General features: G+C 71.9%; 16 protein-coding genes and 1 pseudogene. 12 read left to right on the forward strand and 5 right to left on the reverse strand.

Annotation, left to right across the window (positions count from 1 at the left end; genetic code table 11):
• Positions 1-222: 222 nt before the first annotated feature.
• The 4 genes from GEV43_RS32965 (at position 223) to GEV43_RS32980 (ending at position 2987) form a co-directional block, all read left to right on the forward strand.
• Positions 223-504, forward strand: coding sequence for a hypothetical protein (locus GEV43_RS32965; protein WP_160824004.1), 282 nt, complete (start codon positions 223-225; stop codon positions 502-504).
• A 229-nt stretch (positions 505-733) separates the two neighbouring features.
• Entirely contained in the window at positions 734-1402 is a 669-nt protein-coding gene (locus tag GEV43_RS32970; RefSeq protein ID WP_160824005.1) for a hypothetical protein, read from the forward strand.
• Positions 1403-1616: 214 nt separating this feature from the next.
• Positions 1617-1826, forward strand: a complete 210-nt coding sequence (locus tag GEV43_RS32975; protein WP_160824006.1) for a hypothetical protein — start codon at positions 1617-1619, stop codon at positions 1824-1826.
• 216 nt (positions 1827-2042) lie between these two features.
• A complete protein-coding gene (locus tag GEV43_RS32980; protein ID WP_160824007.1) occupies positions 2043-2987 on the forward strand; it encodes a phosphotransferase in 945 nt (314 codons plus the stop codon).
• Positions 2988-3197: 210 nt separating this feature from the next.
• Here GEV43_RS32980 and GEV43_RS56500 read toward each other — a convergent pair.
• A pseudogene (locus tag GEV43_RS56500) lies at positions 3198-3407 on the reverse strand (DUF6192 family protein); the annotation flags it as partial.
• On the reverse strand, positions 3407-3580 hold the full coding sequence (locus GEV43_RS51665) for an NUDIX domain-containing protein (protein ID WP_375539070.1): 174 nt from the start codon (positions 3578-3580) through the stop codon (positions 3407-3409). The pseudogene GEV43_RS56500 and the gene GEV43_RS51665, both read right to left, overlap by 1 nt.
• A 345-nt stretch (positions 3581-3925) precedes the next feature.
• Between GEV43_RS51665 and GEV43_RS54175 the strand changes: the two genes are divergently transcribed.
• From GEV43_RS54175 to GEV43_RS48455, 4 genes are all read left to right on the forward strand, one after another.
• Complete coding sequence (locus tag GEV43_RS54175; protein WP_302931118.1) at positions 3926-4048, forward strand: hypothetical protein; 123 nt, start codon at positions 3926-3928, stop codon at positions 4046-4048.
• Between the two features lie 50 nt (positions 4049-4098).
• Positions 4099-4392: a hypothetical protein gene (locus tag GEV43_RS32990; RefSeq protein WP_160824008.1), complete on the forward strand. Its 294-nt coding sequence runs from the start codon at positions 4099-4101 to the stop codon at positions 4390-4392.
• A gap of 693 nt (positions 4393-5085) precedes the next feature.
• On the forward strand, positions 5086-5316 hold the full coding sequence (locus GEV43_RS32995; RefSeq protein ID WP_160824009.1) for a hypothetical protein: 231 nt from the start codon (positions 5086-5088) through the stop codon (positions 5314-5316).
• A gap of 316 nt (positions 5317-5632) precedes the next feature.
• A complete protein-coding gene (locus tag GEV43_RS48455) occupies positions 5633-5788 on the forward strand; it encodes a hypothetical protein (protein WP_206681380.1) in 156 nt (51 codons plus the stop codon).
• Between the two features lie 310 nt (positions 5789-6098).
• Here GEV43_RS48455 and GEV43_RS33000 read toward each other — a convergent pair whose 3' ends face one another.
• The gene (locus GEV43_RS33000; protein WP_309239972.1) at positions 6099-6722 is read right to left on the reverse strand and encodes a TetR/AcrR family transcriptional regulator; all 624 of its coding nucleotides are present in this window, start codon (positions 6720-6722) and stop codon (positions 6099-6101) included.
• Positions 6723-6789: 67 nt separating this feature from the next.
• On the opposite strand from GEV43_RS33000, the gene GEV43_RS33005 reads away from it, so the two are divergent.
• Genes GEV43_RS33005 through GEV43_RS33020 form a run of 4 tightly spaced genes read left to right on the forward strand, consistent with a single transcriptional unit; the run spans position 6790 to position 11001 of the window.
• On the forward strand, positions 6790-7794 hold the full coding sequence (locus GEV43_RS33005) for an alpha/beta hydrolase (RefSeq protein ID WP_309239973.1): 1005 nt from the start codon (positions 6790-6792) through the stop codon (positions 7792-7794).
• Entirely contained in the window at positions 7791-8612 is an 822-nt protein-coding gene (locus tag GEV43_RS33010; protein ID WP_160824012.1) for an SDR family oxidoreductase, read from the forward strand. Before GEV43_RS33005 ends, GEV43_RS33010 begins: the two co-directional genes overlap by 4 nt.
• Positions 8609-9532, forward strand: a complete 924-nt coding sequence (locus GEV43_RS33015) for a hypothetical protein (RefSeq protein ID WP_206681381.1) — start codon at positions 8609-8611, stop codon at positions 9530-9532. The genes GEV43_RS33010 and GEV43_RS33015 overlap by 4 nt, the downstream gene beginning before the upstream one ends.
• Entirely contained in the window at positions 9529-11001 is a 1473-nt protein-coding gene (locus GEV43_RS33020) for an NAD(P)/FAD-dependent oxidoreductase (RefSeq protein ID WP_160824013.1), read from the forward strand. Before GEV43_RS33015 ends, GEV43_RS33020 begins: the two co-directional genes overlap by 4 nt.
• A 444-nt stretch (positions 11002-11445) precedes the next feature.
• Here the strand turns inward: GEV43_RS33020 and GEV43_RS48460 are convergent, their stop codons facing one another.
• On the reverse strand, positions 11446-12270 hold the full coding sequence (locus GEV43_RS48460) for an ABC transporter permease (protein ID WP_206681382.1): 825 nt from the start codon (positions 12268-12270) through the stop codon (positions 11446-11448).
• Positions 12255-13973 carry an FtsX-like permease family protein gene (locus tag GEV43_RS55365; RefSeq protein ID WP_206681383.1) on the reverse strand — a complete coding sequence of 573 codons (1719 nt, stop codon included), beginning with the start codon at positions 13971-13973 and terminating at the stop codon, positions 12255-12257. The genes GEV43_RS48460 and GEV43_RS55365 overlap by 16 nt, the downstream gene beginning before the upstream one ends.
• Between the last annotated feature and the right edge of the window lies 1 nt (position 13974).

Genomic DNA, 13974 nt, shown 5'->3' on the forward strand with positions numbered 1-13974 from the left:
CCGGTCACGAGCCGCAAGAGGCGAACTCAACGACGCGGGGCAGGCGCGAGTGAGGCAGAAGCCGGAGACTTCGGGATCTGAGCCGGTTAGGTTCGGGTCATGGAGTGGTAGCAGGCGGCGCTGTGGGGGCTGGCCGGCGGCGTGTGCGTGGAGGCGTTGGAGTTGTACGCCCACATCCGGTCGCGCCGTCGGTGGAGTTGGCGCCGCCCGATCCCGCAGGGCATGGCGGCGTTCTGGGTGTCGGTGCTGATCCGGGTCGGGGTCGGCGGCGTGGTCGTTGCGGCGATGGCCCGCGACGGGCAGGTCGCTGGTGCGGTGGCGGCGTTCGGGCTGGGGGTGGCGGCCCCGTTGGTCATCGAGAAGCTGGCCCGGCTGGTCCCGCTGAACCTGGATGTGCAGGCCGCGCTGGAGCCGCCGCCGGACCTGGCTGCCGAACCCGCTCCCAGCGGTCAGGGCGGGCAAGCTGGGCAGGCGGCTACGGGAGGGGGCGGCAATGCGCCGTAGCACAGCGGCCGGTGGGCTGGTGGCCGCACTGGCTCGTGCGCCCGAACCGCTGCGCTCCTCGCCGCGCGGCGTCCGGGTCGACAGCATCTTCGGCAGGTTGGTCGCGGCGCTGGCCCGGCATCCGGCGGTTCCCCGTCCTGTCGCGCCGGCTGCGCCCGCGACCGATTCGGACGAGCGCGATGGCGGCCAGACCGGCGCGGTCGGGGGTGCCGCCTCTCCAACCCCGACGGTGAACGAGCCGGCGGTTCGGGCGGGCGGGGAAGCGGAGCCGCGCAGGCCCGGTCCCGAGGCGCTCGGGCGTACGTTGCTGTCGTTCGTCGAAGAGATGAAGGGGTTCATCACCTATGGGGTGGACGATCCGCGCGCGGGCGAGACGGCCGGGGACCGTGAGCCGTTCTCGTTCCGCCTCACGATCACCGCGGACGACGCGGCGCGCTTCCTGACCGAGCCCGAGCACACCGCGCGGGCCGAGGGGTGGATCGAGGCCGCGGGCTGCGGGGGCCGGCGTCCCGTCCAGCGGGGCTGGTTCAACCTGTTCGCGCCCGCGGGCGGTCAGGACCGGCGGGTGATGAAGTACCGCCTGCACTTCACCGACGGCGCGGGCCGCCCCCGCACCCTGTCCGGACAGAAGAACGTGCTGCACGGCCCGCCGACCCGGATCTGGCCCGACACCTCCACCCTCTACGTCCGCCTGTACGAGGGACACCTCACCGAGGACCAGGAACCGGGAGCCGCCGTCACCGGCGCCGGAGTCCTGCACATCCAGCTCACCGACTTCGCCCGCCAGCTCACCACCTTCCGCACCGTGGGCCCGGACGGCGCGGGCACCCTACTGGAGTTCGGCCGCTTCTTCGCCGGCGAACTCTGGGACACCTACACCGAGCAATCCGACGAATGACGGGCAACCAAGGAAGCGGCGAGCCGGCTACGGGGACCGATTCCCGGCGTCCGCCACAGCGGCCCGCGGTGAGCTCGCCGAGACGCATCACGACATCACCCCGTCCCGGTCCCGGTGGGCGCGTCGGGCGGCGGAACGGGTCCGTGCGACGGTCCGGCGCGGCGGACTGTTGACCCGGCAGCCGTCACGGAACACGTCACAGAACGGGAGCGTCATGACCGGGATCGATCCGGCCGCGACCGCCCGCGCGGCGCTGCGCCGTCTTCGCGAACAGGCCACCGCGTTGCCCTCCGACGGCGGGCCGTGCGTGCGGACCCTCCCCGGCCGGGCCGACGCCGCGGTGCGGGTCGTCGCCGGCGCGCTGGAGGTCGTTCCCGCCCTGGCCGCCGCCGTCCGCCGCGAGCGGGACCTGGAGTGCTCCTAAGACGGCTCTAGACGGCCCTGACCGGTTGAGAGCCTGATTTTGAACCCATCCGCTCAGGGGAACGGGAGTTCGGCCGAGAACAGCTAGGGCGCGTCTCCTATTTGCCTGGTGAGGCTTGCGGCATCCTGGCTGAGTGGGTTCTTCGCGTTACCGGGCCCTGGCCGGCAAGCATCGGCGGGACCTGCCGTCTGAGCCGGTGATCGGCCCTTCGAGCCGATGAACCAGGGCACCCATCCTGAAGAGCTGCCGGTCGAGGTCTTGGACGACGTGGCCAACGTGGTCGGGGCAGAAGTCGCTCTTCTCAGTCGCCTATCCGGAGGCGTCAATGGGGGTGCCATGCGCGTCCGGTTGGGCGGAAGGGCGAATGCAGTGCTCAAAGCAGTGCCCCGGGCCCATCCCAACCAATTGGACGAGACGTTGCGGGCCCAGAGAATCGTCGAGCACATGCGTAGGCGTGGCTATCCCACCCCGGCCTGGCTCGGAGTGGGGGCCACGGCCACTCATGTGTGGCATCTGATGGACTTCGTTGACGCGGCTCCCGCGCCAGGGCTGTCCCCGTCCCTCGTTGAGCAGCTGATGGAGATCATCGAACTCCAGGCCGGCCAAGCCTCCGAGCCCTACGACCACTGGTCGTACGCCTGGCGGATCGCCACCGGTCAGGAATCGGCTGTCGCCGGGCCGGATGTCAACGAGACGCCCGAGCAGTCGCGTCTCCGCCAGTCCATCGCCAGGCTCCCGGGGTACTCCTGCGCGGTGTCGGCCTTGGTCGAGCGCCTGCGGCTGGTGTGTGCCGACGTCCCACCACCACGAGAGGCACCTGACATGGTCCATGCCGATCTCTCGACCCCCAGCAATGTCCTGGTCCGTGACGGAGCGGTGGTGGCGGTCGTGGATATCGGGAACGCGGGTAGCGGCACGCGGGCGACCGATCTCACCACCCTCGTGTGGTACGCCTTCCGGGATCCGCTGTTGGACGGTGTCCGAAGGCGGCTGTGGACGAGAATCCTCGACCTGGTCGGCTGGGAAGGGGCGGCGGTGCTCGCAGCGACACAGATCCTCCACGTGCTCGAGATCCCCATCCGCCACGGGCGCCACGATGTCGTTCCAGGGGTGGTCAAGCGCGGCCATCGCGCCCTCGACGAGCTGAACGCGCTTCGCTAGGGCATGTCTCCTCAACGCGTAGCCGGGTGATGCAGACCGACAGCATGACGGCGGTGCGGTAGGCGATCTGTAGCGGGTGCAGATGGTTCCCAGGGAGGGCGAGTCAACCGGCGGCACCCGCTGAGACGCGTCGGGATGGTGACGCTGCGTGGGTGGTTTGAGATGGTCGAGGTGTGGAGTGGCGGACGCCCAGGTTGTGCGGGGGAGGCCCTCGTCCAAGGTGAGGTTGCCGGTGCCGACGGCGCTTTCCAGCCAGTCGGCGGTCGCCCTCACCTTCGCGATTTGCTGGAGAACCGGAGTCGGCGACCAAGGGGTCCACCATGCCGCGGGTGAGCGTCCGCACCGTCTCGGTCCTGAGCCCGGCCGCCGTTGAGGCGGCCAGGCCAGGTCATCGTCGCGCCGCTCCACCACCGTGCCCATCACCGCGTTCGCGACGTCGGTCCCCCGCCGTCCCGGTCGGACGCGGCGGTCGCGGATGCGGCTTGGGCGACGGACTCGCCGTGGTCGATGGCGCCGCCGGGCAGTGCCCAGCTGCCGTTGTCGGCGCGCCGGATCACCAGCAGGGCGTGGTCGTTGGTCACGGCGAGGTTCACCGAGGGAACGAGGCTGGTGGCTGCGGGGGCGTTGGGTCGTCGAAGTCGATCCGCTGCACGGTCACTCCGATCGGGATCGAAGGCTTCAAGCGGGTGGTCCTGCGTGGCCTCCGTCCGGGTACAGGTGGGTCCTCTAGGGCGGGTGGCGAGCGGTTCACCAGTCTGGCGAATTCGTCGCGAGCTCACCCTTGGTGCGAACAAACGTTCGATCTAGGGGGGCTGTGTCGTGTTGCTACATCAGCTCATCGCGACCATGACCGCGTCTTCCGGGCGTCCAACCCGGCTCAGTGGACCGCCGAGCGGGCCTCTGGGGACGTATCGGGTCCGTCGGTTACGGCCGTGTGGGTGACGGGCGAGCATCGGCTGTACCGGCTGGCGTTGGGCAAGGCGGGCGGAGACGATCGGCTTGTCGCCGAGGTGGAGACCGCGGACGGCTGCGCTTGGCGGCTGCGGAGGGTCTGGCGGTGACCGGTCTTGCTTACTCGCCGGGCCGGGCCCGGTGACGTACGGTCGCAGGCATGGCCGAGGTATGGATCCGCATCCACCCCAAGACGATCGTCCGCACGGACGAGATCACCACGATCAGCGTGCGTGCCGAGCAGGCGACGATCGCGCTGCGCGGCGTGAAGGACCCCCTCCCGCTGCTCACCCCCGGACCGGGCGAGCCGCAGCTTCCGCGCGGGTTCGAGGCCGAGGTCCTCGCAGCGATCGGCGGAGCCCAGGCCAACGACGCCCGCGTGGTTCTGCTCGCCCCGCAGATCCACCCCGATGGCTCTCGATGGGTGTTCGCCACCGAGCAGGCCCTCCCCTAGACGCGGCGGAGCGCTGGCACCCGGTACGGGCGATCGTGGACGCACAGGGCCCGCAGATGTCTCCCAGCGGGCCCGCGCTCTTGGCAGTCGGCCGGATGCAGCCGGCCGTGCCCGGTGCGCGCTTGCCCTTTTTCGGATTCCACCCGCGATCAAGGCTTTCAAGACATACCCACCAGGTCTTTCACCTGGCCAGGAAGCAAGTATGTTCCAGATACAAAGCTCAGCGCTACGACGTGGCCTCTTACTGACGAACGTGGACGCACTTTTACAGTCTTGGGCGCCCCGAGGCGAAACTCGGCAGAGTGGTCGACGGTTCGGCTCGCGGGGTGCCAGATGGCAGTTGTGGGGTGGCGTGGCGAAGGGAGCATGGACCAATCGAGGTCGTTTTCCGGCGCTCACGGGCATGCAGGCCCGCACGGCGCGCAGACGTTCCTCGAATGCAGTTCTTCGGATTCCATCCGCGAGCGAGGAGCGCCCGTGCACCTGAAGATCAGCGTTACCGGCTGCGGTCCGCAGTTGGCCGCTGCCCTGTCGCCCCTGGGGACGGCCTCCACCGTCTAGTACGTCGCCGCCGTGGACGGTGCGCCCGCCGACACCGCCCTCCCCGGCGCCCTGCTCGCCCAGACCCTCGCCGACCGCGCCCCGAGCAAACGAGGCGAGCGCGCATGAGCGAAAGCAGCGGGAGCGCGCCCCATGCTTTCTGTCTCCCAATATGCTGCAGGTTCACCTGGAAACTTTGGGGTTCCCCAGGCTTCCCCCGTACGAATTGAATTCCTTGCCTGGCTGGGTGAGGAGAAGAGCCCACGAGCAACCGCCTCCTGGCGGGCATCCATCGTGGAAGTCGTGGCATTTTTCAACAAAATCACCGCGCTCATGGGGGAGAAGGAAAGGGCCGCCACAACAAAGCTGCTCATCCGGATCTGAAGAAACTCTACGCGGGGTTGAAGGTGGCACAGCTCCGGCCTGAGCGGGGCGATCGTCTTCTTTCTCGGCGGTGCGTGGTCGGCAGCGGTGAGGGCATCCCGCCGCTCCGGAATGCTTCCGTCCTGCGCGCGATGCCCGGGGCGATCGAGGACGCGGCCAGGGAGGAGTTCAAGCCCGATCGGGCGGTGGAGTTGCGGGAGCTGCTGCGCGAATACTGGCAGTGGGTGGGGAGTTCGGCTCGCGGCGGGTGGCGGCGGCCTCGGGCGGGGCGTTCAGCCACGCCACCGCGGCCTAGCTGATCGCCGCCGACCCGAGGGTGCCGCTGAAGCTGGAGTACGTGGCCGGGTTGGTCCGCGGCTGCGGCGGCGGCGAGGCCGACCGGCGGGCGTGGGTGACCGCCGTGCGCAGTATCCGGCACGCCGCCCGCGCGCCCCGACTGAAGATCGTCGGCGAGCGGCCGGCGAGCTGGTAGCGCCGCGACGGAGCCGGCCTCGGTCATGGCGCCGACGGCCACGGCCAGGACGTCGTTGTCGCCGTGGCGCAGGCGAAGCACCGGTCGGGGAACGCGGCGACGAACGGGGCCGGCCCGGTCGGGTGCAGCATCGCCGCGGTGAGCGCCACGACGTCGCGACGGCGGTGGGCGAAGCACCGCCTGCAAAATCAATCGCTTGCAGGGCCCTGATCAGGGCGGAACTGACCGATCAATGCCCCTGCAATGCCCCGCGGCGAGCGGCGCCGCTGTTGTCAGCGGTGCCGTTGGAACGGCGTCGGCCGGGACTCGATCACGGCAGGTAGGGGATGGCGAGGGTGGCGCCGACCTTGGTGGAGTGGTCGATGATCTGCTGGGCGTCGGCGGGGACGGCGCCGGCGTGCCAGGCCGTGATCAGTTCGACGAAGCCGCCGATGCCCATCAGCACGCTCATCCGCAGCGCGTCCTCGTCGACGTCCGGCCGGAAGTAGGGGCGGCCCGCGACGATCAGCAGGTCGGTGAAGGTGCGCAGGGTGTCGCGGCGGCGCCGCTCCAGGGCGTCGCTGCCGGCGTGCTCGCCGAAGGCGATGCGGGCGCGGCTCGGGTCGGCGGTCAGCTGGCGGACGAACGCCTCGATCGCGGCGCGCAGTTGCGCGACCGGCTCCTTCGGCGCCCGCTCGATCGCGTCCAGGAGCAGCGCGACGGTCTCGTCCCGCAGCTGGTCCCAGGCGGCGACGAGCAGGGCGTCGCGGTCGGCGAAGTTCTCGTAGAAGTAGCGGTCGGTGAGCTGGGCGCGGGCGCACACGCCGCGCATCGTGACGGCGGCCCAGCCCTGTTCCCCCCAGATCTCCAGGGCCGCGCCGAGCAGCCGGCGGCGGCGTTCGGCCCGGCGCTCCTCGGCGCTGCGCCCCCCGTACATGCGTGTCCTGGATCTCACCCTGCCCATCTTGACGGCAGATGCCCGCACATCGCTAATTGAGGGCATGTGCCATCAGAGAAGGCAGGTGCCATCAGATTCGGTTCCGCCGGGGCCGTCCGGTCCGGTCTCGCGGCGGGCCCGCGCGGCGGCCGTGGCGGCGGCGTGCACCGTCCGGCCGCTCACCGCGGTGATCCCGTCCGGCGGGCGCGGCATCGCCCTGTCGCGCTGGATCGTGGCCCGCGCGCTGGCCCGGTACGGTCCGGCCGTCCCCGGCACCCGCGTCCAGCCGGTGGACGGGCCGGTGCCGGGCGAGTGGGTCCGCCCGCCGGGGCCGGTCCGCGACGACGCCGCGATCCTGTACCTGCACGGCAGCGCGTACATGCTCGCGTCGGCGCGCACGCACCGGGGCCTGACGTCGCGGCTGGCGGTGATGACCGGGCTGCCGGTGTTCGCGGTGGACTACCGGCTCGCGCCCGAGCACCGGTTCCCGGCCGCCGCCGACGACGTCCGGGCCGCGTTCGACTGGCTGACCGGCCAGGGGTACGGCCCCGGCCGGATCGCCGTCGCGGGGGACTCCGCCGGCGGGCACCTGGCCGTCGACCTGGCCCTTCAGCTGTGCCGGGACGGGCGTCCCGGCCCGGCCGCGATGGCGCTGCTGTCGCCGCTGTGCGACCTGTCGCTCGGGCTGGCGCGCGAGCGCGAGCGGACGCGCCGCGACCCGATGATCCCGGCGGCGCGGGCGGCGCGGCTCGTCCGGCACTACATCCGCGACGCCGACCCGGCCTCGCCGCGGCTGGCGTTCACCGTCGGGAGCGGCGACCGGCTGCCGCCGACGCTGATCCAGGCGGGCGGCGCGGAGATGCTCGCCGCCGACGCCGAGCACCTCGCCGCCCTGCTCGGCGCGGCGGGCGGACGCTGCGAGTTGCAGATCTGGCCCGGCCAGATGCACGTCTTCCAGGCGCTTCCCCGGCTGATCCCGGAGGCCGGGCTCGCGCTCGGCCGCGTCGCGTCGTTCCTGACCGCCGAACTCGCGCCCCCCACGGAGGCGCTCCGCCCGGAGACGGCCGGCACGGAGGCGATCCCGGCATGAAGCGGACCGAGAACGCGGCGGCCGTGGTGACCGGCGCGGGCGGCGGCATCGGACGGGCCTTCGCGCTGGAACTGGCCCGGCGCGGCGGACGCGTCGTCTGCGCCGACATCGACCTCGACGCGGCGCGCGCGACCGCCGCGCTCATCGGCGCGGACGCGCTGCCCGTCCGCTGCGACGTCGCCGAGGAGCGGCAGGTCCGCGAACTGGCCGCGACCGCCGGATCGTGGTTGGACGGCCCCGTCGACCTCGTCGTCAACAACGCGGGGATCGGCGCGGGCGGGCGCACCGTCGGCGAGATCCCGCTGCGGGACTGGCGCCGCACCCTCGACGTGAACCTGTGGGGCGTGGTGCACGGCTGCCATGTCTTCGTCCCGGACCTCATCGAGCAGGGGCACGGCGGCGTCATCAACACCTGCTCGGCCGCGAGCTTCGCTGCGGCCCCGCTGATGGGCCCCTACAACGTGAGCAAGGCGGCCGTCCTCGCGCTGTCGGAGACCCTCGCGGCGGAGCTGGCCGGGACGGGCGTCGCCGTCACCGCGCTGTGCCCGACGTTCGTGCGGACGGGCATCGCCGGCGGCCCGCTCATCGAGGCCCGCGCGGCGAAGCTGGCGGCCACCGCGATGCGCTGGACGGGCTGGTCCGCCGACCGCGTCGCGCGCACCGCGCTGGACGCCCACGACAAGGGCCGCCTGTACGTGCTGCCGCAACCGGACGCGCGGCTGGTCTGGCGGCTCAAACGACACGTTCCCGTCACCTATGTCCGCACGCTCGGCCTGCTCGGCAGGCTCGGGCCCGCGACCCGGCTGGGAGGCCGATGATGGCGTTCGACTACGACGCGATGCTGGAGAAGATCAAGGACCGGCAGTGGGCGCTGGCCGACATCGACTGGGACGCCCCCGGCGCCGACCTGGTCACCGACGAGCAGCGGCCCCGGCTGCGCGCCTTCATGGCCGACCTGGTGTGGATCGAGAACGTCGGGGCCCGCGGGTTCGCCGCGATGGCCCCGAAGGCGCCGACCGACACGCTCCGGCAGATCTACACCTACTTCCACGCCGAGGAGCAGCGGCACGCCAACGCCGAACTGGCGCTGATGCGGCGCTGGGGGATGCTGGACGGCGACGAGGTGCCCGAACCGAACATCAACGTCCGGCTCGCCATCGAATGGCTGGACCGCTGCGCCGACGGGCTGCCGCTGTCGATCCTCGGCACCGTGATCCCGATGCTGGAGGTGGCGCTGGACGGGGCGCTGCTGAAGTTCCTGCTGGAGGAGGTCCGCGACCCCGTCTGCCACCAGGTCTTCGCGAAGATCAACGCGGACGAGTCCCGGCACCTGGCGGTCGACTTCCAGGTCCTCGACATGCTCGGGCACGCGCCGCTGCGACGGCTGCTGATCCGCTCGGCCGGCACCGCGCTGCGCCCGTCGGTGCTGCTCGGCGCGCTGATGTACATCCCGCTCCTGAACCGGATGCGCGACAACATCGTCGCGATGGGCCTGGACGAGAAGCGCCTCTACCAGGCCATCAACCGCTTCACCGGCAACGGCGAGCGCGGCATGGGGACCCGGCTGCCGACCTACCAGATCCTCAAGCACCACGCCCGCATGGTCGTCGACCGCGGGCACCCGTACCACCACTTCGCCGACTTCATGGTCCGCGCGTCCGAGCGCTACCCGCGGCGGCTGCTGCACCCCACACCGTCCTGGGCCAAGGAGCTGACCAGCGAACCGGTGGCGCGATGAGCAGGCCGGCCACCACGCTCATCATCGGCGCGGGCTTCGCCGGGCTGGGCACCGCCATCCGGCTGCTGCGCGAGGGCGTCGACGACTTCGTGATCCTCGAACGCGGCGACGACGTCGGCGGCACCTGGCGCGACAACACCTACCCCGGCGCCGCGTGCGACATCCCGTCCGCCCTGTACTCGTTCTCCTTCGCGCAGAACCCCGGCTGGACGCACGTCTACGCCCGCGGTCCGGAGATCCTCGGCTACATCCGCGACATGACCGAACGGTACGGGCTGCGGCGCTTCATCCGCTTCGGCACCGAGGTCACCGGGCTGACGTACACCGAGGACACCGGCACCTGGACCGCGTCCACCGCGTCCGGCGAGGACCACACCGCCCGCACCGTGGTGATGGCCGCGGGGCCGCTCGCCAACGCCGGCCCTCCCGACATCCCCGGCGTCGCGTCCTTCCGCGGCCGCACGATCCACAGCGCCCGCTGGGACCACGGCTACGACATGGCCGGCAAGCGGGTCGCGGTCATCGGCACGGGGGCCAGCGCCGTCCAGCTCGTTCCGGAGCTGACCCGGCGCGCCGCCCGCGTCACCGTCTTCCAGCGCACACCCGGCTGGGTGCTGCCGCGCCTGGACCACCGCGTCCCGCCCCGGCTCCGCTCCCTCTACCACCGCCGTCCCGCCGCACGATCCGCCACCCGCGCCGCCTGGTTCTGGGGGCACGAGATCATGGCGCTCGGCCTGGTGTGGGACACCGTGGGGAGCACCGCGGTCGCCGCCGCCGCGCGCCTGCATCTGCGCCGCCAGGTCAAGGACCGGTGGATGCGCCGCCGGCTCACCCCGCACTTCCGGCCGGGCTGCAAACGGATGCTGATGACCAGCGACTACTATCCGGCTCTGCAACGCCCCAACTGCAAGCTCGTCACCTGGCCGATCGCCGGGATCTCCCCCGACGGCGTCCGCACCGCCGACGGGATCGAGCACCAGGTCGACTGCATCGTCTTCGCCACCGGATTCGACGTCTGCAAGACCGGCACCCCGTTCCCGATCCACGGCAGCGGCGGACGGCTCCTGCACGAGGAATGGAGCCGCGGTGCATACGCCTACAAGAGCGTCAGCGTCGCCGGATACCCCAACCTGTTCTTCACGTTCGGCCCCAACTCCGGGCCCGGCCACAATTCCGCACTCGTCTACATGGAGGCGCAGATCCGCTACATCGCCAGGGCCGTCCTGACCATCGTCGACCGCGGGCTCCTCGCCCTGGACGTCCGCGCCGACAGCCAGGACCGCTTCAACCGCCGCCTCCAACGCCGCCTGGAACGCACGACGTGGAACTCCGGCTGCACGAGCTGGTACCTCACCCAGGACGGCCGCAACGTCACCATGTACCCGGGCTTCGCCACCCAGTACACCCGCCAGATGGCGCGCCTCGACCTCAACGACTACCACCTCACCCCCACCCTGCCCGGCACCTGACCACGGCCGCGCCCACACCCCCGGCCGCCCCCCAGCCAGCCAGTCAGCCAGTCAGCCAGCCGAACGCTGGCCGTTCGTACGCGAGCACATCAACGTGGCCGGCAAGCACAACTTCCTGCTTCCCGACCCAGGAGAACGCGGCAGGCGCCAGCTCCGCTGTAGTGGCGCCGCTTGCCGACGGGGAACACCACCGCCGGCAACGGTGATCTCCGGTGGCGCCTGGACGGTACGTCCGGACGAGCCGCAGGAAGGAAATGGCCGAACACCTGTACTCCTCTGAACCACCTGGTGGGTGGGGGCGTCTTGGGAACGCTTCAAGAATCTCGTTCACCGGATTCCGGCTCCAAAGCACACAGGAGGAAACGTGGTGTAGCCAGCGCTACCGTCCCGGTACAGGGCGGCAGGAGGACCCGGGCGCGCATGCCCGGGTCCTCGCGGCCGGTGCTATTCGCGGATGCCCATGCCTTCGACGGGTGGTGTGCGCAGGAGCCGGCCGATCGGGACGATCGTGGACGCCAGCGCGAGCGCGACCGTGCCGCCGATGATGACGACCCAGCCCAGGGCGGGGACGTACGGGACGGGCTGCCCGGCGAGCGCGTTGACGATCGAGGACAGCGTGACCGCTGCGATCGCCACGCCGATCGTGAGCGCGACGCCCAGCAGCGCGGTCTGCTCGGCGTTCGCCATCCGCCGTACCTGGCGGCGGGTCATCCCGACCAGGCGCAGCAGGGACAGCTCGCGGGCCCGGGCGAGCGCGGCCATGACCAGCGTGTTGGCGGCCGCGAGCACCGCGTACCCGACCAGCACCGCGACCAGCAGCTTGTTGAGCCAGGAGCTGATCGCGAGGTCCTTGGCGAGTTCGCCGGTGAACTGGTCGGTCCGCGTCACGGTGCTTCCCGGGTAGGCGTTCGAGAGCCTGCTCAGGTCCGGTCCGACGGCGGCGCCCGGGGCGCTGCGGATCAGGACGTGGTCGTCGAGGCCGGTCGGGGTGTGCCCGGCGAGCGTCTCGTTGCTCAGCGTGACGTCGCCGAAGCCGAAGCCCCGGTCGTAGAGGGCGACGACCTTCAGGGTGACCGGTGTGCCGTCGCCGAGCCACATCCGTGCCGCGTCGCCGATCTTCCAGCCGGAGGAGCCCGCCTGGGTCGCCGACACCGCCACGGTGCCGGCGCGCAGGTCGTTCAGGTTCCCGGAGGTCACCTTGAGATCCATGGTCCGGCCCGCGCCCTGGGGGTCGACGCCCTGCGCGACGACCGTCATCGCGTCTCCCATGAACGGGACGATGACCGAGGTGCGGCGTACCCCGGTCGCGGCCCGCACGCCGGGGATCCGGCGAGCCTGCGCGGCGGCCGCGGGGGCAGTCCGACGGCGCCTACCAGCGCGTGCTGGGCGGTCGTGCCCTCCTTGCTTTGGACCGCGGTCTGCCGCTGCAGGTTGTCCTGAAGGAACCAGACGGTGCCGCCGAACCCGACGGAGAGCACCAGCGCCGTGAGGACGGCCACCATGCCTCGCGCGTTCGCCCGCAGGTTCGCGGCGGCGAGGTATCCGCTGTCGCCGAAGACGGTCCGCAGGATCGGCGCGAGCGCCACCGCGGCGGCCCGGTTGATCCATGGGGCGAGCAGCGCGATCGCCAGGACGAACGTGTACAGCATGGCCACCGCGACGCCCATGGCGGTCTGCCCGCCGGCACGGCCGGTCAGGGCGATCAGCGCGAACGCGACGCCGAGGAGGGCCAGGCCGGACACCGCCCGGACCTTGCCGCCCAGGGCCGGATCGACGGCCGCCTCGCCGAGGGCCTCGGTGGGCCGGATGCGTGTGGTGCGCCGGGCGGCGATCCACGCCGACAGCAGCGCGACGGCGGTCACCGCCGCGGTCACCGCCAGGGAGGTCAGGACACCGCCGTTCACGGTGTAGGTGTCCGGGACGAAGCCGCGGTCCACCATCTCGTCCCTGAGCCAGAGGGCGGCGAGAAGGCCGATCGGGATGCCCGCCGCCGCGCCGAGCAGGGCGAGGATGCCGACCTCGCCGAGGATCAGCGTCCGCACTTGGCCGGGGGTCGCCGCGATGGCCCGCAGCAGGGCGAAGTCGCGGCGACGGTGGCGCACCGACAGGCCGACCGTCGCGGCGACCACGAAGCCGATGATCAGCATGGCGTAGCCGCCGAACGCGCCGCCGGCCTCCACGGTGAAGCTCTTCGCGGCGGCCGCCTCCGGCTGTTCGGCGAGCCCCCGCTCGTCGCCCGTGTACAGCTTCGCGCCGGCGCGTTCCACGATGCGCTTCACCGCGGCGGAGACAGCCGCCCGGTCGGCGCCCTTCGCGGGCAGGACGCCGATCGCGTCGACGCGGCCCGGACGCGGGTAGAGCCGCGCCGCCTGCTCGTCGGTGAAGAACAGCGCTGCCTGCGGCCCCTGCCCGTTGCGCGTCCGGACGACGCCGCTCACCCGGACCTGCTGGACGGCCCCGCCGACGATGATCGCCGTAGTGCCGCCGGGGCGCAGCCTTCCCGCAGCGGCGAGCCGCTGGTCGACGGTGACCTCGCCCTGCGCCTGGGGTGCGGTGCCGGATACCAGCTCGTACGGCGCGAGCACCGCACTTCCCCAGCCGTGGCCGCTGACCGGCACCTTCGGTGCGGCCGCCGCCGCGAGGGGTATCGTGCGGTCCGCGACCGCCCGTTGCACGCCGCGCACCGCGGCGACGTCGGCGACCAGCGAATCCGGGACGCCGCCGCGTTCGGGCAGCGTCACTTTGGTGGTCTCGCGCTCGCCGAACTTCTCCGGCCCCTGGATGGCGAACTCCTGCTTGGCGACGACTGCGAACGCCCCGGCGTATCGCTGCGGCTCGCCGTTGTAGCGGAGGCCCGACTCGACGAGCATCCCGCACACCGTCAGGACCGTGACCCCGGCGGCGAGCGCGAGGAAGGTGGCGATGAAGGCGCTTTTGCGGTACCGCAGCATCTGTGCGGCGAGTCCGAGCACC

This window comes from Actinomadura sp. J1-007, from assembly GCF_009793335.1.
Lineage (GTDB): Bacteria > Actinomycetota > Actinomycetes > Streptosporangiales > Streptosporangiaceae > Spirillospora > Spirillospora yumaensis.